16 protein-coding genes are annotated in these 20,933 nt (G+C 45.6%); 11 read left to right on the top strand and 5 right to left on the bottom strand.

The features are described 5' to 3' along the window. Positions 1–613 precede the first annotated feature (613 nt). The 4 genes from I2494_RS11600 to I2494_RS11585 all read left to right on the top strand — a co-directional run bounded on the left by I2494_RS11600 (position 614) and on the right by I2494_RS11585 (position 7,232). Positions 614–4,942, top strand: a complete 4,329-nt coding sequence (locus tag I2494_RS11600; protein ID WP_218466857.1) for a 2-hydroxyacyl-CoA dehydratase — start codon at positions 614–616, stop codon at positions 4,940–4,942. A 127-nt stretch (positions 4,943–5,069) separates the two neighbouring features. Beyond that, positions 5,070–5,816 (top strand): hypothetical protein, encoded by a 747-nt coding sequence (locus tag I2494_RS11595; protein ID WP_218466858.1) that lies wholly within the window; start codon positions 5,070–5,072, stop codon positions 5,814–5,816. 164 nt (positions 5,817–5,980) lie between these two features. Next, a complete protein-coding gene (locus I2494_RS11590; RefSeq protein WP_218466859.1) occupies positions 5,981–6,712 on the top strand; it encodes a DUF6882 domain-containing protein in 732 nt (243 codons plus the stop codon). Positions 6,713–6,779: 67 nt separating this feature from the next. Then, positions 6,780–7,232, top strand: coding sequence for a hypothetical protein (locus I2494_RS11585; RefSeq protein ID WP_218466860.1), 453 nt, complete (start codon positions 6,780–6,782; stop codon positions 7,230–7,232). Between the two features lie 89 nt (positions 7,233–7,321). Here I2494_RS11585 and I2494_RS11580 read toward each other — a convergent pair whose 3' ends face one another. Both I2494_RS11580 and I2494_RS11575 read right to left on the bottom strand, forming a co-directional pair. Further along, entirely contained in the window at positions 7,322–9,346 is a 2,025-nt protein-coding gene (locus I2494_RS11580; RefSeq protein ID WP_407657908.1) for a TonB-dependent receptor family protein, read from the bottom strand. Between the two features lie 231 nt (positions 9,347–9,577). Then, positions 9,578–10,717 carry an ABC transporter substrate-binding protein gene (locus I2494_RS11575; protein ID WP_218466862.1) on the bottom strand — a complete coding sequence of 380 codons (1,140 nt, stop codon included), beginning with the start codon at positions 10,715–10,717 and terminating at the stop codon, positions 9,578–9,580. Positions 10,718–11,334: 617 nt separating this feature from the next. On the opposite strand from I2494_RS11575, the gene I2494_RS11570 reads away from it, so the two are divergent. After that, positions 11,335–12,108, top strand: coding sequence for an SDR family NAD(P)-dependent oxidoreductase (locus I2494_RS11570; RefSeq protein WP_218466863.1), 774 nt, complete (start codon positions 11,335–11,337; stop codon positions 12,106–12,108). Positions 12,109–12,180: 72 nt separating this feature from the next. Beyond that, a complete protein-coding gene (locus I2494_RS11565; RefSeq protein ID WP_218466864.1) occupies positions 12,181–13,218 on the top strand; it encodes a LacI family DNA-binding transcriptional regulator in 1,038 nt (345 codons plus the stop codon). A gap of 319 nt (positions 13,219–13,537) precedes the next feature. On the opposite strand, the gene I2494_RS11560 is transcribed toward I2494_RS11565, so the two are convergent. After that, the gene (locus I2494_RS11560) at positions 13,538–14,053 is read right to left on the bottom strand and encodes a periplasmic heavy metal sensor (RefSeq protein ID WP_218466865.1); all 516 of its coding nucleotides are present in this window, start codon (positions 14,051–14,053) and stop codon (positions 13,538–13,540) included. 235 nt (positions 14,054–14,288) lie between these two features. Between I2494_RS11560 and I2494_RS11555 the strand changes: the two genes are divergently transcribed. The 4 genes from I2494_RS11555 (at position 14,289) to I2494_RS11540 (ending at position 18,054) form a co-directional block, all read left to right on the top strand. Next, the gene (locus tag I2494_RS11555) at positions 14,289–14,435 is read left to right on the top strand and encodes a hypothetical protein (RefSeq protein ID WP_218467034.1); all 147 of its coding nucleotides are present in this window, start codon (positions 14,289–14,291) and stop codon (positions 14,433–14,435) included. Beyond that, positions 14,422–16,221: an ATP-binding protein gene (locus I2494_RS11550; RefSeq protein WP_228350931.1), complete on the top strand. Its 1,800-nt coding sequence runs from the start codon at positions 14,422–14,424 to the stop codon at positions 16,219–16,221. The genes I2494_RS11555 and I2494_RS11550 overlap by 14 nt, the downstream gene beginning before the upstream one ends. After that, positions 16,208–17,554 (top strand): sigma 54-interacting transcriptional regulator, encoded by a 1,347-nt coding sequence (locus tag I2494_RS11545; protein WP_218466867.1) that lies wholly within the window; start codon positions 16,208–16,210, stop codon positions 17,552–17,554. The genes I2494_RS11550 and I2494_RS11545 overlap by 14 nt, the downstream gene beginning before the upstream one ends. Positions 17,555–17,688: 134 nt before the next feature. Continuing rightward, positions 17,689–18,054 carry a 5-carboxymethyl-2-hydroxymuconate Delta-isomerase gene (locus I2494_RS11540; protein ID WP_218466868.1) on the top strand — a complete coding sequence of 122 codons (366 nt, stop codon included), beginning with the start codon at positions 17,689–17,691 and terminating at the stop codon, positions 18,052–18,054. Between the two features lie 58 nt (positions 18,055–18,112). Here I2494_RS11540 and I2494_RS11535 read toward each other — a convergent pair whose 3' ends face one another. Both I2494_RS11535 and I2494_RS11530 read right to left on the bottom strand, forming a co-directional pair. Further along, on the bottom strand, positions 18,113–19,135 hold the full coding sequence (locus tag I2494_RS11535) for a TerC/Alx family metal homeostasis membrane protein (RefSeq protein ID WP_218466869.1): 1,023 nt from the start codon (positions 19,133–19,135) through the stop codon (positions 18,113–18,115). A 168-nt stretch (positions 19,136–19,303) separates the two neighbouring features. Further along, positions 19,304–19,768: a multidrug/biocide efflux PACE transporter gene (locus I2494_RS11530; protein WP_218466870.1), complete on the bottom strand. Its 465-nt coding sequence runs from the start codon at positions 19,766–19,768 to the stop codon at positions 19,304–19,306. A gap of 115 nt (positions 19,769–19,883) precedes the next feature. Between I2494_RS11530 and I2494_RS11525 the strand changes: the two genes are divergently transcribed. Next, the gene (locus I2494_RS11525; protein WP_218466871.1) at positions 19,884–20,759 is read left to right on the top strand and encodes a LysR family transcriptional regulator; all 876 of its coding nucleotides are present in this window, start codon (positions 19,884–19,886) and stop codon (positions 20,757–20,759) included. Positions 20,760–20,933 lie beyond the last annotated feature (174 nt).

Genomic DNA, 20,933 nt, shown 5'->3' with positions numbered 1-20,933 from the left:
ACTACACATTAACTCTCTTGAAAGACAATTAATCATAAAAATTAAAATAAAATAATGCGGTTAAATTAAATTATTATATAAATCAAATAATTTATGTATCAGGGAAATTATTTTTCGGTAAAACACGAGTTTCATTATAGAAATGATGCTCAAGATAAGATTTCATAAGGAATAGTTTTATAAACAACTATTTCATATTGAATTAGCACATCTGTTTTATCCATCTGTGCGTTATCTGCCTGACAAAAAAGAGTCTCTTTAATTTAAGAATCGCCTAACCTTTTGAGTTACAGGTCTCTTTAGACATAAAATTCTACCAGGCATCAAAATTGCCATTAATCTATCTGTAGAAAGCCCCTAAATTTAATGGTAGCTTATCGATTAATTACATAAACATAAGTTATTTTTATCCCTGGACAACGATTGAAAAATTGAAAGGCACAGGATGAAGAACGCTATGGTTATTAAGATGTGTACAGGCCGTACCTGTTAGCCAGCGTTATTCTCAGCCAAAGGTCACATTCCGGCTGTTTTGATTTTCAGTGAGATCGTCAACAAGTCCGCACTCTCTAATCGATATGGGATCATTTTTTAGAGGAGGTTGATTTATACCATGGCGTTTTATACACCAGGTCATTATTTTGCCGGAATCGATGTGGGCTCAACCACCGTTAAATTGGTGCTACTCGATCAACAGCAACAGCTGATTTATCATGACTACCAGCGTCACTTTTCTGATATCCGCCAAACGCTGCTCGTTCTGCTCGAACAGGTACAACAACAATATCCAACTATCTCTATCACACCAGTCATTACCGGCTCCGGTGGTCTGGCGCTATCTGACCTGTTAGCGATTCCCTTCGAACAGGAAGTTATCGCCAGCTCTAAAACTATCACCACGCTGGTGCCGCAAACTGATGTAGCAATAGAACTCGGCGGGGAAGACGCCAAAATTACCTATTTCGACCATCACAGCGTTGATCAACGTATGAATAATAGCTGCGCCGGGGGGACGGGGGCTTTTATCGATCAAATGGCTTCACTGCTGGAAACCGATGCGGCAGGCCTGAATCTGCTGGCTAACCAATACCAAACGATTCACCCAATCGCTTCCCGCTGTGGGGTTTTTGCCAAAACTGACGTTCAGCCATTAATCAATCAGGGAGCCGCAAAGGAAGATATTGCCGCCTCCATTTTACAGGCTATTGTCAACCAAACCATTAGCGGATTAGCTTGTGGTAAGCCTATTCGCGGGAAAGTTGCCTTTCTGGGCGGCCCTCTCTATTTTTTAGATAATTTACGTAAACTGTTTATCAAAACGCTGCGGCTGAAAAAAGATGATGTTATTTTTCCTGAACATCCACAGCTGTTTGTGGCGATAGGTGCTGCGTTACTGGCCAGACAGCAGGGAGATAGTCTGCCATTAACACAACTCATCGATCGCCTGCGTAGCGCTCAGGAAAATACGGTTAAAGAGGTCGATCTACTGCCTCCGCTATTTAATAGCCGGGAAGACGTAGAACAATTCCGCCAGCGTCATGCAAAAGCCAACGTTAAACGCTTACCGTTGGAGAGTTATCGCGGCAACGCATTTCTCGGGATCGACTCCGGCTCGACTACCACCAAAATCGCTATGATTGGTGAACAGGGTGAACTGCTATACGACTTCTACGGTAACAATAAAGGTAATCCGCTGAATATTGTGTGTGAAATCATACGAGATATTTATCAGCGCTTACCGGAACAAGTCACTATCGCCAAAGTTGCCACTACGGGTTATGGCGAACAACTGATTAAAGCGGCTTTCCGTGCCGATATTGGCGAAGTGGAAACCGTCGCCCATTATAAAGCCGCAGAGCAATTACTGCCCGGAGTAGAGTTTATTCTGGATATCGGCGGGCAGGATATGAAGTGCCTGTATATTCGTGATGGTGTCATTAATAGCATTTTACTCAATGAAGCCTGCTCTGCCGGGTGTGGCTCTTTTATTGAAATGTTTGCCCGTTCGCTGAAAATTCCGGTAACGGAGTTCTCACAGCAGGCACTGCTTGCTACTCATCCGGTAGATTTAGGTACTCGTTGTACAGTCTTTATGAACTCAAAGGTGAAGCAGGCACAAAAAGAAGGCGCTACCGTTGCCGATATTTCTGCTGGTCTCTCTTACTCTGTGATTAAAAATGCCCTGTATAAAGTAATTAAGTTAAAGCAGTTAGACATGCTGCCCAAAAAGATCATGGTTCAGGGTGGAACATTCTATAACGAAGCAGTGCTTCGTGCCTTCGAAAACCTGACGGAACGCCATGTCACACGAGTTGATATCGCCGGGTTAATGGGTGCTTACGGCGCAGCGTTAATTGCCAGAGAATTAGCCCGGCGGGATAACCAGCCCACGACGCTGCTGCTGCCTGATGAATTGATCAATTTTGATGTTGAACAGAGCAGCGACCGCTGTCGGGAATGTAATAACCAGTGCATGTTAACCATCAATACGTTTGATGATGGTCGTGAGTTCGTTTCCGGTAACCGCTGTGAAAAAGGGGCAAGAATTGAAATCACCCCCAGCCGATTACCTAACCTGTATGAATACAAAGAACATCGGGTATTTGACTATAAATCGTTACCAAAAGAGCAGGCACCGAACGGTACTGTCGGGATCCCTCGGGTATTGAACCAATTTGAAAACTATCCCTTCTGGCATACCTTTTTTACCGAACTGGGTTTCCGGGTAGTATTGTCACCCCCCTCGACTGAACGCCTCTATTTGAAAGGAATTGAGACAATTCCGTCAGAGTCCGCTTGCTACCCCGCTAAGCTGGTTCACGGTCATATTGAACACCTGATTGATCGTAACGTTGATCGTATCTTCTTCCCATCAGTAACCTATGAGTGGCAAGAGGATAAAGGCAGCGATCATCACTTTAACTGTCCGGTGGTGAGTACCTACTCCGAAGTGATTCGCACCAACATGGACCCAATAAGCCATGGCGATATTCCATTCCATAATCCATTCATCAACTTTAACCATCTGGAATCTGTCGAAAAGGTATTGTTTGATGAGCTGAAATCCCTGGGGCTTAAACATAAAGAGGTCAGGAAAGCTGTACAGGCTGCCTGGCAAGAGTTACAGGCAGTACGCGATGATATTCGCAATAAAGGAAAGGAAGTCGTGTCATGGCTGGTGGAAAATAATCTCCCCGGTATTGTTCTGGCTGGCCGCCCTTATCATGTTGACCCCGGTATTCATCACGGCATTGACCGAATTATCATTGAAGAAGGTATGGCTGTCCTCACCGAAGATAGCGTGGCGCATCTGGGTGAGTCCCTGCTGCAACGCCCTTTACGCGTTGTTGACCAGTGGGCTTATCACTCTCGCCTGTATGCTGCAGGAGCCTATGTAGCTGCCAGCCCGCAGTTAGAGCTGGTACAGCTTACTTCATTTGGCTGTGGTTTAGATGCACTGACCGCCGATCAGGTTGAAGAAGTGCTGAAAGCGGCCAATAAGGTCTATACCCTGATAAAAATTGATGAAGGGGCTAATCTGGGAGCAGTACGCATTCGTATCCGTTCGTTAAAAGCCGCCATGACAGCTCGCCGCCTGCGCGGTGTCAGCGCGACCGATACGCCTTACAAATCGAAAAGAACTGCCTTTACCGAAGAGATGCGCAGTACCCATACGATTCTGGCACCACAAATGGCGCCAATGCATTTCGATTTGATTCAGTCCGTATTTCGCTCTGAAGGCTATCGCCTGCACGTGCTGCCGACCGTCACTAAATCAGCCATTGAGCAAGGGTTGAAATATGTCAATAACGATGCCTGCTACCCCTGTGTTCTGGTGACCGGCCAAATTGTCGATGCGCTGCAAAGCGGTGAGTTTGATGCCGAAACCAGCGCCGCTATCATCACTCAAACTGGGGGAGCCTGCCGGGCAACCAACTATATTGCTTTTATTCGTAAGGCACTGGAAGACGCCGGTTTTTCCCAGGTTCCGGTAATATCTCTGAGTGCCTCCGGACTGGAGGAAAACCCCGGATTTCGCTACAGCTTTAGTATGGTGAAAAAAGCCGTAATGGCCGTTATTTATGCCGATTTACTGATGCGCACACTGTTTCGCACCCGCCCTTATGAAGCTGAGGTGGGTTCTGCACAACGGCTGTATGAGCACTGGAACCAGAGAGTTAAGCAGAATCTGGAAGGCGAAGGCAGTATGGGGCAATTTAAACAGGATGTGGCAGATATCGTTACCGATTTCGATCGATTACCCCTGCTGGCGGTACGCAAGCCTAAGGTGGGTGTGGTGGGTGAAATTCTGGTGAAATATCATCCTGGCGCCAATAACGATCTGGTTGGTCAGATTGAGGCCGAAGGCGGTGAAGCTGTAGTGCCGGATATGCTGGACTTTTTCCTCTCCTGCACTTACGGTACCCGCTATGACCGCCATCAATATGGACTGAATTTCCTGAGTATGGCACTCAATCAGGCGGCAACGACCACGATTGAATGGATGAGAAAATCCGTTAACAAGGCACTAAAACGCAGCCAACGTTTCAGTGCGCCTCCGGCCATTGCTGAACTTGCCTCAATGGCGGAAGAGGTTGTCTCCTTAGGTAATCAGGCAGGTGAAGGCTGGTTATTGACTGCTGAAATGCTGGAACTGCTGGAGATGGGCGTCAGTAATATTGTTTGCGTTCAGCCATTTGGCTGCTTACCAAACCACATTACCGGCAGAGGTGTTATCAAAAGTCTTAAGCAACGCTACCCCGCAGCCAATATTTTCGCTATCGATTACGATCCGGGTGCCAGTGAAGTTAACCAACTCAATCGGCTAAAACTGATGATGTCTGTCGCACAAAACGCAATTGACGTTCGGGTTGCTAACAATGAAGGTGAAAAAGGCTTAGGCTTTGGTAGCTCCTACCGACCGAAACCTTCTACCAGCTAACCATCAGTACCGGTTTAGAAATGAACCGGTACCTTTTAATAATGGAACAACAAATTGTTCAAATAGCCAGACGCTGTCTGAACGCTTTTCCCATGGAAAGGGTTATACCCGTTTTAAGGACAATGTAATGAAAAAGTTTGCCCTATTGCTGTTACCAGCGCTGCTCTCCGGCTGTGTTGCTTCTGGCCCTTCATCCCCAACAGTTGAAGCTTCCACTATTGTGCCAAACTCCATCATTCATCTGGACGATAAGATGAATGCCATGAGAAAAATTACGTTAACCAATGGGCAAGAACATCAACTGTGGTTTAACTACGACTGTACCGATAAGAAAATCTGGTCGCTATATCGCGACCAATACCAAAACGGCAAATTACAACAGCGTTATTATGGCTATGGCAGCGGCACACTCAGCTCACAATATACGGCTCCCGTTCTGATCGGCGGTGGTGCAGAAAACCCACAACAGGAAGCGGATATTGCTGCAATTTGTCAGATCAAAAGTATGAAAGTTGACTGGATTACACTGTCTGCAGCCAACGCTTCTGATTATCGTCTGTTATTTGATCGAAAAAATAGTGCCCGCAAAGGTGATTTATTAATGGCAAGACTGGGATTTCAGTTCAGTAAAAATAAATATATTTCCGCCTATAACGCCCCTTATTCACTAACAGTTGAAGACCATATATTTAATTGTAAAACTCAGGAAGACACCGTTGTCGCTACCTTTAACGTTGATAAACAAAACTTTATTACTAATGCCGATATAGGCCGCCCCTCTATCACTCATGATGATGCTCATCCGGATGCCACTCAAAAACGGTTAGTCTCAATGTGTAAGGTAAATGATCTGACCAGTTATAAAAATAAATAAAATCAATTCATTAAATGAAAAATATTTTTACCCGATTTAGTACAATAATTAACCCCTTGAATCGGGTAAAAAATACCTGTTCAAACCAGTGGTATGAATAAATGATGTCAGCTAAATGGATTATTATTAGAATATTTAAATAACCATTTTATACGGACGTCAAAATGAACTTCCTCAGAAAACTTTTCGGTAATCAAGAAAAGTCAGCCGCCTATCAAATACTCCAATTTGAAGGCGAACCAGCCTGTAAAAATCAGCAGGAATTGCTGGAAAGATATGGCACCATTGCGTTAGAAAAGCAGAGTACCCTTGGCAGTATCGTAGCAGACTTATCCTGGGAAACCGATCTGGAAAAAGGCACTATTCAGTTCGCCGGCAAGGCAACATTTCCTATACAAGTGTTGGGGACGTTGTCCCACTCTTCCGGAACATGGATGTGGGCATGGGCGAATGCTAAGTCAGATATTTCACAAAATTTATTACAGCAATCATTAATTCTGAAACAGTATGGTCAGGATAATGGTATTGATATCTTAACTAACCCGGAATTTACTGCAGACGACCGCGATTTGCATGTCATTGGCATGATTGCTTCGGGTATGTTTAATAACAGCGGTTATTATCTGGCTGACTATGGTCGTGGCATTATGTGCGTCACGATCAAATCCAATGATATCGATCTGGATTATCACAACACTCAGCTTGATGCACTTAGCACTTTCCCACGGATGATATCCCTTTACGACATTAACCATCGTCGCGCTCTAATCTGTTATTTAAAGCAGAAGGGTTATCAAATCACAGAAAATGGTGCCCAGCTCACTGCCGTTCGCAATGATGAAACCATCACCGCCTCGTTTGACGATCTTAACCGGTTATCGCAGTTGAAGGGGTAATTAGTTAATAACCATGGCAAAATTTAATTGTCGTTGTGGGTATACCATTTCTGATGGTCTCGAATATATGAGCAATAGGGCTCACTATATTGCCAATCAGGATTATTGGGATCTGTTGGATAAGTTGGAGCCAGCCCAGACATGGGAAGAAAACGCTCACCATCTGGCCCAATATTGCAGGCAAATCTATCAGTGTCCTCAGTGCAATAATTTAATATTTTTTGCTAAAGGAAACCGTTTTGATTTTAGCCCATTATCCGATAACACAAATAATTTGCTGTCTTCATGTTTAGGCTCTCAGTGGAAAGGAATGCTAAGAGGCCACTACCGGAAGAATACGGGAGAAGTTTTCTGGCAAACCAATTCAGAAAGTGGATTTAAGCAAGACCTTACACAAGCTGAACTTGAAGAGCTTTATTACCGTAAATTTGAACAATTAAATGCTCAACAAATATTGCGTGACGCCTTGTTAGAGATCGATGGTGAAACAGTTCATAAGTTTGATATCAACAAAATCTGACAATGATATATCTGTAGTTTTGTTCTTTATTGATTAGCCTTGAAGAAACAGAGGGTGAAATATATTTCCCCTCTGTTTCTGTAACTTACTTAAAACGCCAGCGAAGCCTGTACAAAGTAGATCCGCGGATCGCCAACATACTTACCAAAGTTATTATCATTGGAACGCGTGTAATAGCGCTGATCAAACAAGTTCTTCACGCCAGCGCCCACTTTCAGATTTGATACCTGAGGGCCAAAGTCATATTCACCACGGAAGTTCCATACCATATAGCCCGGAATATCACCGAACTGACCATCAGCACTCTCCTGTGTAATATAGTCCGGCCCGGTTCCCGGTGAACGCTGTTTTGACTGAGCGTAGCTGTCAACATTCCATACCCAGTTCCCCGTTTGATAGCGAGAACCAACCGTCACTACCGAGCGGGAATAGAAAGGCAGATCTTTACCTGCAAAATCACCGTTATCACTGGTGGCCTTGGTATAAGAGTAACTGCTGTAAATACTCGCACCATCTAAAGCACGGCTGAGATCGCTGAGATCATAAGTTAGTGCTAACTCCAGTCCCTTATGTTTTGTGGCGCCCAGGCTGGTCCAGCCAACTGTGTTGCTGATGTACTGTAGCTGATTGTCAAAATCGATATAAAACAGCGTGAATTCACCAGTCCAGACGGTGTCGTCAAAACGAGTCCCTACTTCATAAGTATGTGCTTTTTCGGCACTCAGTCCCGGAGCCGGATCGTTACCATTTCCCCCTTTAGACAGTTGGAAGTACTGCATACTGCCAAAAGAGGTACTGGCATTAGCAAACAGCTTCCATTCGTCAGTCAGATGGTACATCGCATTCATGGAAGGCAGCGGCTCGCTGTAGTGCTCTTTGCGGTGTGTATCAGCAAACGAATCATCAACATGAGTTCGGATATTCTCATAGCGAATCCCCGGGATCAGAGTCCAGTTCCCTACGTTAATGGTATCGTCCAGGTAGACGGCATGCGCTTCAGTTCCACCTGAGGTGTGCTGGTAATAATCGGTGGCGTCCGGTGCAGAGGTAATGGTGGCCGGGTTATACCAACCGGAACGGTATGCTTTCTCGTCCATTGTCTCTTTCAGATAGCGATAACCTACGGTTATCTCTTGGGTTGCATACTGATGATGGAACACCTGCGAATAGCTTGGCTCAATACCGTAGGTGGTGTAATTGCGAGGATAAGTCACCATACGCTTTTTACCCGCATTGGCACCGCTGCCCTCGGACTCAATACCGCTTCCGCGGTAGCTATCGGTATAGTAAGAGAGCAGTTCAAACTGGCGATCGTCTTCCTGATGTTTATATTTTAATGACACGTCTTTACGACGGCCGCTAAATTCATCATAAGGTCGGGTAACCTGGAATGGATCATCGGCATACTGTGCGCTGGTTAATCCACCGGGCATACCGGATTGTGCATCATAATAATGGAAGTTTGCCGCCAGTTGGTCTTTCTCCGTCAGGGCATAGCTGGTTTTTAACATCACATCATCAATATCGGTATTATCGTTACTTGCCCGATAGCCCTGCCCGTGTAACCCGGAATAGAGTAATACGGCACCAAAACCATTATCTGCCGTCCCGCCTACCGAGGTGCTGGTCAGCGTTTTTAATCCGCCCTTTCCTGCCCCCTGAGTTTGTACGCTGGCATCTCCACCAAATTCTTTCGGAATCGATTTAGTCACAAAATTGATAACGCCACCCACATTCTGCGGCCCATAGCGTACTGAACCACCTCCGCGTACTACATCCACCGACTGTAAATTACCAATCGATAGCGGAGCCATCGACAATTGAGGTTGACCATATGGCGCTACCGCCAGCGGTACTCCATCCATCAAAATAGTAGAACGAGGTGACAGACGAGCCGTTAACCCTCTAACCCCTACGTTTAGAGAGATATCACTCCCTCCGGTACCGTTATTATCCCGAACCTGTACGCCAGGAATACCGCGTAATACATCTGCGATGGTTTCACTGCCTTTCTCTTTCATTTTCTCTTCCGTGACAATGGTTCTGGCACCAGGATGGTTCAGCAATATCGAACTATTATCCTGGGCATCCAGCCAGTTACCAACCACGGTCATCGTTTCCTTCAGACCTGATGAATCAGAATCAACAGATTCTGTTACTGCATATGCAGAATGGGCCAACAGAATTGAACCTGCCAGCAGAGATAAACGAAACATTGAGGACATTCTCGAACCTTAACGGGGAGATAATAATTGAATGCTTATAATAATCATTATCAGTTACATGTAAATAGAATCACAAACAAAAAGCGTGCTGAAACCCTTATTCCAGCACGCTTTGCAGGGTTATTTAGCATTAATCCAAAATAGCCCCTGGTACTCCAGAGAAGAGAATTCGCGGTGCATCATTTTCAGATCGGCTAATGGATCAAGATCTGCAAACAGCGTTGGATGAAGAAATTTAGCGATTGCTTCCACTGCCGCGATATTAAACGGGCTGTCATAAAACTGGTGATAAAACGCCATCACTCGCCCCTCTTTCACCGCAGTAAGCACCCGCTGACTGCGACGCTCCATTAATCCCTTCAACATCTTTTGAGATATTTGTTCATCAGCACCATATCCCAAAGGAATAGAAACCGAACCTTTATGAGCCTGACTCCAGTCTGCCGCGGTCATCAGATAAAAACGAGGCTGGCTGGTAATCAGCTGCTCTTCGTTAATTTCACCGCCCATGGTCTCAAACCACTGGCTTCCCAGGTTATTCCCCCCGGCAGCTTGAATAAATTCACCAAAATTACCTTTACCAAAAGTATGACAGCAAGCGTCTGTACCCGTCATACCAGCATGGCGTTCAATAAATACCGTTGGTCGCTGCTGAGGAGTGAGTGTGGCAACCCGCTGTTGAATCAGTGATAAGCGCTGTTGGTAAAAAGAGATGTATTTTTCCCCATTTTTCTCTTCCCCAAATACTTTGCCCAGCAATCGAATACTGGCGACGGTATTGGTCAATGGCTGCTGGCGGAAATCGATAAAAATCACCGGAACGCCTGACTTTTCTAACTGATTAAGGGTACCGCTATCCCTTAATTTAGCCAGCAAACCCGTATCAAATATCACCAGATCGGGCTTCATTTTCAACGCCCGCTCAACACTGAAATCAGAAGCATAGGGGTTGGCAAATACCGGAACTTTATCTATTGCCGGAAATTTTTTGCTGTATGCCTGTGCCATATCCGGCACTTTTACTTGTAATGCGTTATCCCAGGCAATAATGCCATGCAGCGGATTTTGTGGATTCAGAATATTCAAGGCCACTAACGCCCGGCTGTCCGCCAGTACGACTCGCGATACCGGCGCATTTAGCGTTACCTGCCTGCCGGCAATATCGGTCACCGTGATGGATGAAGCAAAACAAGAGAAGGAAAAAGTCAGTGCGACCAGCGGCACCAACCGGTTTAAAACAGACAGTACAGGACACAGCATTGAATGACTCTTTAATCACAAGACGATAATGAGAATGATAATTCATCTCCTTTGCTAAAACACCTAAAACAAGTCCACTGACTTATCAGGGTTTTTAGCTAAATAATCACGATTGTGAGGCTAACGTCGTCGATTATCTAAAAATCACAAAAAATCATCGGCTATTTCACCTGATAATCTTTCTGCCAGAAAGATCGCAATAGATCCTGAGACTGCTGGCAAACTTAATCAATCAGCAGCCGTGCCTATTCCGGCCGTAAAAACCATATTGCTCATATCATCTTCATATCCGGTCGGAAGACCATCTGTGCTTAGCTAAGGAGTGCTCCGGCAGCTAATGCTGCTACGGCCTCAACGAACAACGCCTTACGTTGTCCCGAAGGGCAGGCACCCGTCTGTAAATCTCTCCCTTCGATTGGTTATGCTAAAACATAAAATTGAATCATCTGGCTTTGTCATCGACCTGAAAGATCTCATGAGATCTTTTTGTAGCACTTTATGATATTTGGTGTATCGTTACACTAAAAAGCCATACTTAACGGGTAAATATGTCGTGATATGAATCGTCAAGGCATGTTCTACCGACTTAACTGAAGATGAAAACAGGAAACAGACTTATGTTTAACGATCTCCAAGGTAAACGAGTTCTTATCACCGGTTCCACCGCTGGTATTGGTTTGGCCGCGGCAAAAGCATTCATCCGCAGCGGAGCAAAAGTTGGCATTAACGGCTCTCGTAATGAAAGTTGCCAAAAAGCAAAAGCAGAACTGGCTGCGCTGGGTGGCGATGTGGAATTCTTTATTGCTGATGTATCCAAATCCGAACAGTGCGAAAAACTGGTTAATGATTTCGTTGAACGCTTTGGTGGTATGGATGTACTCATCAATAATGCCGGTGGTTTAGGTGGCCGCCGTGGGTTAGAAGCTATCGATGATGAGTTTTACGACCACGTTATGAACCTTAATGCACGCTCAGCTATGATGGTAACTAAGTTTGCCATTCCTCATTTGCGTGCGGCGGCTAAAGCCAGTGGAAAAACCACGTCGGTAATCAGTAGCGGTTCCATTGCCGGACGTGAAGGTGGCGGTCTGGGTGCCAGCCTCTACGCCAGCTCTAAAGCCTGGTTGCACAATATGCATCGTAACTGGGTGAAAGAGTTCACTAAGGACAACATTCGCTTTAACGTGGTTGCTCCGGGCAGTATTGATACTGCATTCCACAGTGATAAGAGTCAGGAGTTGATTGAAAAAATCAGCTCAACTATTCCAATGGGTCGTTTTGGTACCAGTGAAGAAGTGGCACCAACCTATCTCTTTCTGGCATCTCACGCCTGTAGCGGTTACATTACCGGTCAAATTATTGACGTAAATGGCGGCCAGATGGCACCTTAAGCCGTTACTGGTTGGCAAATTGGTATCGACAGCCCGGCTTTTTCCGGGCTGTTCGCTATAAATCGGGGAAACATGGCAAACATACGTGATGTAGCACAGCGCGCTGGGGTTTCCGTCAGCACCGTATCTAACCTGCTCAATGGCCGGACTAATCGCATGAGGCCAGAGACACTGGCGCGGATTGAAGCCGCCATTACCGAACTGCAATTCTCGCCTAACCGTGCCGCCCGTCAATTAAAAACCGGGCAGGTCAACATGTTGGGGCTATTAGTTCCTTCTATTGTTAACCCCAGTTTTGCTGAATTAGCTCATGAAATAGATCTGGCCGCGAAACAACACGGCTACCGGGTTTTATTAGGTAACACATATCGCAATCAGGAAGAAGAGCGCACCTTCCTTAACGATCTGCTTTCTCAGGGGATCCGCGGCATGATTGTGGTCTCTACTATGACTGAGCAATCCCATTTTCATGATGCCATCGCCCGAGGTTTAGTGATGGTCAACTACGATATGCAAACTCACCCCGACTCGCCAGAGCGCTCAGTGATTGGCGATAGCATTTCCATGGATAACTTTCAGGCGGGAAAAATTGCCGCTCAGCACCTGATAGATCGGGGCTGCAAACATATCGCCTTCGTCACTGAAAGCGGTAAAACCGTAAGCCGAATGAACCGGATTAGCGGTTTTATCAACGCCGCTCAACAGTCTGGTCTGTCAGATCATTATCGCATTATCGAAGGCAAAGCCCGCTCCGGTTATGGCGATGCCGAGATGACTGAACTGGGTAAGATGCTGGCGAAAACCATCAGCCAACAACCAACACCTCCGGACGGTATTGTCGCGGTTAACGATGTGATGGCCATTGGCCTGATTGCCGGTTTTCGTGCTGCTGGTATCCGCGTGCCTGAAGACATCTCCGTAGTGGGTATCGACAATACCTTCCTCACCAGTCTGGTTACACCAGCATTAACCTCTGTTGCTCCACCGCTCACCGAGATTGCTACAGTGATGGTCGACAGACTTATCGCCCGGCTGGATGACCAATCCATTGAAGTAGAAGAATTTTTGTTTTTACCGGCGTTGGTAGTCAGAGAATCGGTAGTAGAGTAGTTTTTACTTTATAGAATGCGTTTCAGATTGGTGAAAAGTCTAAAAAACCGATTGTCGGGAGGAACAGGCGTTGAGGTCGACCTGGCGTAAGCCAACGACAAACAGGTAAAGCCTGTTTGAACAGCGCTAGCGCTGGCCCGACACACTCCGTCGCTAAGTATATGGCTCTTCCGTCCGAGCACTTTAGTCGTATGAGCACATAACTTTTACGGCTGGAATATTCACTGAAGATAATTTATTTGGTTTCAATAATAATTAAAAAACCCCGCACCGCGGGGTTTTTTAAACTCTAAAACAACAAGATATCAAACAACAATAATTAACGGCATCCTCTTCCACCGTGCATACCCTGACCACCATGCATACCTTTACCACCCATGTGGTCGCCCATTCCCATACCCATGTGACGGCCAGTCATTGGCATACCGGCTTTCGCCATTTCAATGTCCATGGCAACGCGGTTCTGGTGAAGAGCATTACGTAATTCATCAATCTCTTTACTTACAGCCTGAACCTTTTGCTCATCCAGCGGGCTACTGGTTAACAGCGCTTTGTATTCATAATTTTTAGACATCATTTTCTGACGCAGGTCAGCACTTTTAGTCTGGAACTCATTGAATATTTTCTGACTGGTAGCTTGCTGTTCTGGCGTCAAATTAGCCATAAAGCCACGATGATAACCTTGTCCCGGCTTCATTCCGTTATATCCCATCATTGGCTGACCATTCATACCCGGCTGAGGTGCGGTTTCGCTTTGTGCCATAGCAACACCGCCAAATCCGGTCAGGGCAGCAAGAGAAAGTACGGCAGCAATAGCAGTTTTATTCAGAGTCATAATTAATTTCCTTCTGTTGGTATATCAATAAATAAGTGAAACATCACACTGTGGTTTAATTTGATATTGCAACTGGCGTGCCAGTTTTTCTCTGGCACGGAAATTGAATAGCTATAAGTACTATTTACGATAAGTAATCTGTCCGTCAGAGCGCATTACAGCAGGCCTTTTTCCTAACAGCTGCGCTTCTGCTGGTTAATCAATAAATTTTAGTTACCCGTGATTTGAGGTTTAAATGGTGGCATGCGGTCAGGAAGATCGGGTAATTATTACCCATTCGGTTTATAGTGTGAGTAATTATTACCCGCATGATACGTTAACCATGTCCGGTTATGACCTTCCTCACGCCAACTATAAGGATACCTGTAGTGAAAGCGCTTAAGTGGAGGCCGGGGTTACCCGCCATCTTACCCTCGTGGTTTTTTATCGGCTCCGTCATTATTCTGATTGCCGTGATTATTATCGTGACGGTAAAAGATCTGAATCGGGGACGCGATATTGAAATTCAAACACTGCTGGAAAAAAGCACGGTATTAATACGCGCTTTCGAATCAGGTACCCGCACCGGAATGGGTATGCGCTGGCGTCACGACCAGCGACAAACTCTGCTGGAAGAGATGGCCTATCAGCCTGGTATTCTGTATATCGCCATTACCGATACCTCCGGCAGAATTCTGGCGCACAGCGATCCGGATAAAGTCGGCGCACAACTTTACACACCACAGGAAATGCGGGATCTGCATGTTGCTCAAACAGAGCAGTGGCGTATCACCCCATTTGCTGACGAACAGGACAAACATCAAAGTGCTTTTGAAGTCTATCGTTTCTTCAAACCGTTAAAGCGGATGGCTGGCCACCGTATGCATATGGGGAGCAAAAGACCGGATACCTACTGGTCTGATGATATCGAGGATGAAGATCAGGATCGTAATGTCATCTTTACTGCCTTTGATACCTCCACATTGGAAGCTTCACAAGCAAAAGATATTCGCAATACGCTAATTTTTCTGTCTATTCTTGGTCTGTTGGCCTTAGCCAGCATACTATCGCTATTTTGGGCCAAACGGTACCAGCGCTCCAGCCGCCAATTGCAAGATTCCAAAGCATTCTCATCAGAGATTATCAGCAATTTGCCAATTGGGTTAATCACCACCAACGAACACCGACAAATCAGCGTAGTAAACCATACTGCAGAAGAAATTCTGGGGCACAGCGCTATCGGGCTGTCCGGACGTAATATCAAACAGGCGCTTCCCGACAGTTGGAACCAACTGGCTGGCAGTGAGCATAACCATCAGCCGGTAATAGAGCGGGAAATTGATTATACCCTGACCTCAGGCCAGACCATTCCTCTAAGTATCAGTGTGGCTAACATTGTTAATAACAACGGAAATTTTTTAGGTAACGTATTTATCTTCCGGGATATGCGCGAAGTCCGACAGCTACAGGAAGAGGTTCGACGTAAAGAGAAAATGGCTGCCATCGGCAATCTGGCCGCTGGTGTTGCACATGAAATCAGAAACCCACTCTCCTCCATTAAAGGCTTTGCCAAATACTTTGAAGGTCGTTCAGAACAGGGCAGTGAAGAGCAAGAACTGGCAAAAGTCATGGCAAAAGAAGTTGACCGTTTAAACCGGGTTATAACCGAACTACTGGAGCTGGTTCGCCCTACGGACTTAAGAATTCAGCGGGTGAATATTTGTGATGTCATTGAGCACTCACTTCATCTGATACGGCAGGATGCAGAAGCTAAACATATCAACATTTTGTTTAAAGCAGAGCCCGGGCTACCGCTGGTTGATATTGATCCGGATCGTTTTACTCAAGCGCTATTGAACCTTTATCTGAATGCGATCCAAGCTATAGGCAACAACGGTACCGTCGAAGTTCATTTGAGTACCAATGCAGCTTCGGAGCTACAGATCATCGTTAAAGATTCAGGTAAAGGTATTCCTGCTGACGATCTGACCAATATTTTTAACCCGTACTTTACTACTAAGGCTTCTGGCACTGGCCTTGGCCTGACCGTGGTTCAAAAAGTGGTGGAAGAACATCAGGGTAAAATAGGTGTTACCAGTCAACTCTCAATCGGCACCCGCTTTGAACTAACGATTCCAATGAAACATAGCCCATCAACACAGGAGGCATCTGACCATGGCCACCCATAAAGCCCATATTCTGGTCGTTGATGACGATCTGAGCCACTGCACTATTATTCAGGCACTGATGAAAGGCTGGGGCTATCAGGTTACTCTGGCTCATAACGGCCTTGAAGCACTGGAGCAGGTCAGACAAACGCCATTCGATCTGATTTTGACCGATGTACGTATGTCTGAAATGGACGGCATTGAGGCATTGAAAGCCATCAAAGCCTACAATCCTGCCATCCCTATTCTGATTATGACCGCCTATTCAAATGTAGAGTCCGCGGTGGAAGCCATCAAAGCCGGTGCATACGATTACCTCACCAAACCACTGGATTTTGATATGTTACAGTTGACCATCGAACGGGCACTGGAACACACCAATCTAAAAACAGAGAACCAGCAATTACGCCAGCAGCTTACAGTAGATAATCCCAATATGATCGGTCGCAGCCCACAAATGCGGCGCCTGATGGAAATGGTTGCAATGATCGCCCCCTCAGAAGCAACCGTACTGATATGTGGGGAATCAGGCACCGGTAAAGAGCTGATTGCGCGTTCTGTTCACGCTTATAGTTTACGCAAAGACCAACCGCTGGTTATCGTTAACTGCGCAGCTTTAAGTGAGTCTCTGTTGGAGTCAGAGTTATTTGGTCATGAAAAAGGTGCATTTACCGGTGCCGATAAGCGTCGGGAAGGCCGCTTTATGGAGGCGGACAAGGGCACGTTATTTCTGGATGAAATTGGTGAAGTTTCGCTGTTGATGCAGGCCAAACTATTACGAGCTATTCAGGAACGGGAGATTCAGCGAGTAGGCAGCAACCAAACCCTGACGGTGGATGTACGACTGATTGCCGCTACCAACCGCGACCTTAAAGCTGATGTGGAAGCGGGAAAGTTTCGTCAGGATCTTTACTATCGCCTCAATGTGGTTACCGTCGATGCTCCGGCCCTAAGAGAGAGGCGAGAAGATATTCCTCCACTGGCCATGCATTTTCTGGAGAAGTTTGCTCAACGCAACCGTAAGTCGGTGAAGGGCTTTACTCCCCAGGCCATGGATATGTTGTTGAAATATAGCTGGCCCGGTAATGTTCGCGAATTAGAAAATACTATTGAACGGGCCGTTATTCTATTGACCGGTGACTTTATCAGCGAAAAAGAGCTACCGTTAAGCATCCATCAGTTTGCAGAAGAGCATCCACACAGCCTCGATTTAGATAAGCCCATTCAACCACTGGAACTGGTAGAGAAAGAAGCCATTTTAACCGCGCTGGAAAAAACCGGCGGTAATAAAACTGAAGCGGCTAAACAGTTAGGTATTACCCGAAAAACGTTGTTGGCAAAGCTACAAAAATAACCGGCATGATTGAAGGTTATCCGGGGCGCCGATAATAAGCGCCCCTACTCTATGTTTTCATTGGATTTATTCGTGCCAAATGCCGCGTTATCAGGTATATATACTAAAAAAACCTAATAACGGAACCTGACTTCATGCCACAAATTCATATCACTTATACTCCTAACCTGCCGTCACAATCGCAGTTAGAGTCTTTTGTTATTCAGATACATCAATCAGTATCACCGCTAATTTCATCGGATGCCTCTAACTTTAAAACTTACCTTACCCCAATTGAAAGATCGGTAATTGGTCTGGCAGATAAAGAAAAAGCCGTGATGCACATTGATTTCAGAATGTTTGCCGGACGCAGTGCCTCGATCAAACAGGAGGTGGCAAAAACCATCCTGGCGCTGGCAAAAAGTACCTTTTCACAGCCAAATGGTGTTGAAACAGAAATTACGTTAGAGGTAGGAAATCTGGACAACGATAACTATCATAAAGTTATCGTTAATCAGTAACATCATCCGCCAAGATTCAGCATACCGGTAACACCCCTCAGGAGTTACCGGCCTGTAGCTACTTGTCGTCTTTCGCCGGGAAGATAAAACTGCTCAGGATACCAATGGCTAATGCAGCCAATACCACACCAAGACTGGCCGTTGCGCTGATTTCATACCCATGATGCCATATATGCTCACTGGCATTTAGCGCCAGTTTAAAACCAACAAAGAACAGTAAGAAGATGACCGCTTTTTCCAAATGAACCAGATGGTTACGTAGCGCCTCCAACACAAAGTAGAAGGTTCTCAAGCCTAATACGGCAAACATCATGGCTGAGTAGACAATGAGCGGTTCGCGGCTAACTGCTATCACCGCAGGAACGCTGTCAAAAGCGAACATCACATCAGAAATTTCCACCACCGCTACACATAAAAATAACGGCGTGGCGTAACGTACGTTTTTCTTCACGTGAAAAACAAAATCTTTATTTTCAGGGCGGGCTAAATCAGCCTTTACTTCTTCAGCACTTAGCAAAAAGTGATTACCCACCAGCTTTGGATAGACGGGAAAGAAGCGCCGCACTAAACGGTTGGCAGGATGACGCGAATAGTCTTCAATTTCGTCACCATCATGATTGGAACGAAGCATCATAATCGCTGTAAAAAATACAATCACCGCAAACAGCATCTCAACCCAAGGGCCTAACGCTAATAAACCGGTACCTATCGCCACAAAAATACCGCGGAAAACAATGGCGCCAATAATGCCCCAATAGAGTACTCGATGGCGATATCCGTTTGGGATCTTAAACCAGGCGAAAATAGCCATGATGACAAACAAATTATCGACAGACAGCACCTCTTCCAGCGCATACCCCGTCAAATACAGACTGGCGATATCTGCGCCATGTTGAACATAGAGAAAACCACCAAATCCAAGACCAATAGACAACCAAAACAGGCACCAGATTGAAGCGTTTTTCAAACTAATCGGCTTATCCTTGCGATGTGCTATCAGGTCGATAGCCAGGGCAGAAACGGCAAGTACAATAAAAACCGTTACGGTTAACGGAGGAAAACCAAGGCTGGTTTGTTCCATGATTTGACAGGGCCTTTATTAAATTTGAATAAATTATATACGATGGGATTCGTGCCGTCGTCGATTATAGCACCGTTGATAAAGAGGTGGAGGAAAGAGTTACCGCTAAAAGAACGAACGAAAAACAATATTAATGGGGGGCAATTTTAATATTTCCCCCCATTGGTTTTACTTCTTATAATTTCCAGCCAGTCGCATTTCCATCTTTCTGCTCCGGTGCTTAATCACCTTCTCCCTTAAGGTGTCGTAAGCCAGATTGAAGATATAGGTATAAGGCAAGAAAAAGAGAAAGAAACCAATCTCCATCAGGAATGCCGTTTTAACACTCACGCCTAATATTGCTACCACTAATCCCAAACCGATAATGATAAATCCACCTTCAAAACCCAGTGCATGGAAAGTTCGCACTTTGGCGTTACGGGTAATACGACTTGAAGGCCAGAAACGATCGAACAATGCGTTATAAATCACGTTCCAGATCATCGCGGTAGTCGAAAGCACTATTGCCAACGTCCCCATCTGCAGGATGGAGCGCCCCATCAGCCACGAAAAAAGTGGCGCAGTAATGATAATGGCAATCACCTCAAAACAGACCGCGTGAAAAATACGTTCTGCTAATGTTTTCTTCTGCATAAATGACCTGCTTGTTACTTTAAGTTAAAAAAAATCCAAACTATTCGGAATTGTCGATTATCATCGATTTTTGGGATATATTAAAAATAGATACCATCTAAAAAATCGATACATCATGAATTACTCTCCGGAAGCACTCGTTGCCTTTGTTGAAGCCGCCGCGCTGGGCTCCTTCTCCGCCGCAGCCCGGAAGCTACACAAAAGCCAGTCCACTATTAGCACGGCTATTGCCAATCTGGAAGTTGATCTCGGACTTATGCTGTTTGATCGCAATAGCCGTCATCCGGTACTGACCCCTCAGGGTCTCAGAGTACTAAATCAAGTAAAAGAGATTCTGAATGCCAGTCAGCACCTTGATGAACTGGCTATTCGCCTCTCGACCCACATTGAGCCACGCCTCAGCTTTGTCTTGTCTGATACTTATCAGCCAACCCGCCATGAAGAGATCATGCAAAATTTTGAACGCCGCTATCCCGATATCGAGTTCGAATGTTTGATAGCCGAAGACGAAGATGTCATTAACCTGCTACAAACTGGCCGGGCTCATATCGGACTCATCGAAGTTCAAAACAGCTATCCGCAGGACATCGGTTCCTCCCGATTGCTGGAGCAGACAGAAATGAGTTTGTTTGTCGCAAAACAGCACCCATTGGCATCATTAAAACAGGTAACAAAAGAGCAATTAGCCAGTTCACGCCAGCTTTGTCTTAATACCTATCAGCGCACTCAGGAGCGAATACCTCAAGGGCTTATCTGGTCAGCGCCCAGTTATTTAATGCTGCTGGAAATGGCTGAACAGGGCTTTGGCTGGGCGATACTTCCCCGCTGGTTGGTTCGTCAGTTCAGCCAGCGTCCTCTGATTGAACTGAACGCTCGGGGCTGGCCAAAAACCATTTCTGTGGATGCCGTTTGGTCAAAGAACTCTCCCCCTGGCCCTGCCGGACGATGGTTTTTGGATCAACTCTTGGATCTGAATAAACAGCCCCTGTAAGGCGTTGCACAATGGCTTCACCATAAAATAATCTCGATTAAATATTGAGAAACCATGGATTAATGCCTACTATGCTGCCGTTAATGTCAGCGGTTAAAGAATATCCACTGAACAATAATGAAACCGGCACCGACAACAAAGTTCAGTCCGAAACGAAAAATGTGGATAATAATC

Origin of the sequence: Limnobaculum allomyrinae, from assembly GCF_016649425.1 — a bacterium.
Classification (GTDB): domain Bacteria; phylum Pseudomonadota; class Gammaproteobacteria; order Enterobacterales; family Enterobacteriaceae; genus Limnobaculum; species Limnobaculum allomyrinae.
This window is presented reverse-complemented; position numbering and strand designations above follow the sequence as displayed.

Coding starts and splice junctions, on each gene's coding strand:
- I2494_RS11600 (WP_218466857.1), top strand. CDS start 614: ATGGCGTTTTATACACCAGGTCATTATTTTGCCGGAATCGATGTGGGC.
- I2494_RS11595 (WP_218466858.1), top strand. CDS start 5,070: ATGAAAAAGTTTGCCCTATTGCTGTTACCAGCGCTGCTCTCCGGCTGT.
- I2494_RS11590 (WP_218466859.1), top strand. CDS start 5,981: ATGAACTTCCTCAGAAAACTTTTCGGTAATCAAGAAAAGTCAGCCGCC.
- I2494_RS11585 (WP_218466860.1), top strand. CDS start 6,780: ATGAGCAATAGGGCTCACTATATTGCCAATCAGGATTATTGGGATCTG.
- I2494_RS11580 (WP_407657908.1), bottom strand. CDS start 9,346: ATGACCGTGGTTGGTAACTGGCTGGATGCCCAGGATAATAGTTCGATA.
- I2494_RS11575 (WP_218466862.1), bottom strand. CDS start 10,717: ATGCTGTGTCCTGTACTGTCTGTTTTAAACCGGTTGGTGCCGCTGGTC.
- I2494_RS11570 (WP_218466863.1), top strand. CDS start 11,335: ATGTTTAACGATCTCCAAGGTAAACGAGTTCTTATCACCGGTTCCACC.
- I2494_RS11565 (WP_218466864.1), top strand. CDS start 12,181: ATGGCAAACATACGTGATGTAGCACAGCGCGCTGGGGTTTCCGTCAGC.
- I2494_RS11560 (WP_218466865.1), bottom strand. CDS start 14,053: ATGACTCTGAATAAAACTGCTATTGCTGCCGTACTTTCTCTTGCTGCC.
- I2494_RS11555 (WP_218467034.1), top strand. CDS start 14,289: ATGGTGGCATGCGGTCAGGAAGATCGGGTAATTATTACCCATTCGGTT.
- I2494_RS11545 (WP_218466867.1), top strand. CDS start 16,208: ATGGCCACCCATAAAGCCCATATTCTGGTCGTTGATGACGATCTGAGC.
- I2494_RS11540 (WP_218466868.1), top strand. CDS start 17,689: ATGCCACAAATTCATATCACTTATACTCCTAACCTGCCGTCACAATCG.
- I2494_RS11535 (WP_218466869.1), bottom strand. CDS start 19,135: ATGGAACAAACCAGCCTTGGTTTTCCTCCGTTAACCGTAACGGTTTTT.
- I2494_RS11530 (WP_218466870.1), bottom strand. CDS start 19,768: ATGCAGAAGAAAACATTAGCAGAACGTATTTTTCACGCGGTCTGTTTT.
- I2494_RS11525 (WP_218466871.1), top strand. CDS start 19,884: ATGAATTACTCTCCGGAAGCACTCGTTGCCTTTGTTGAAGCCGCCGCG.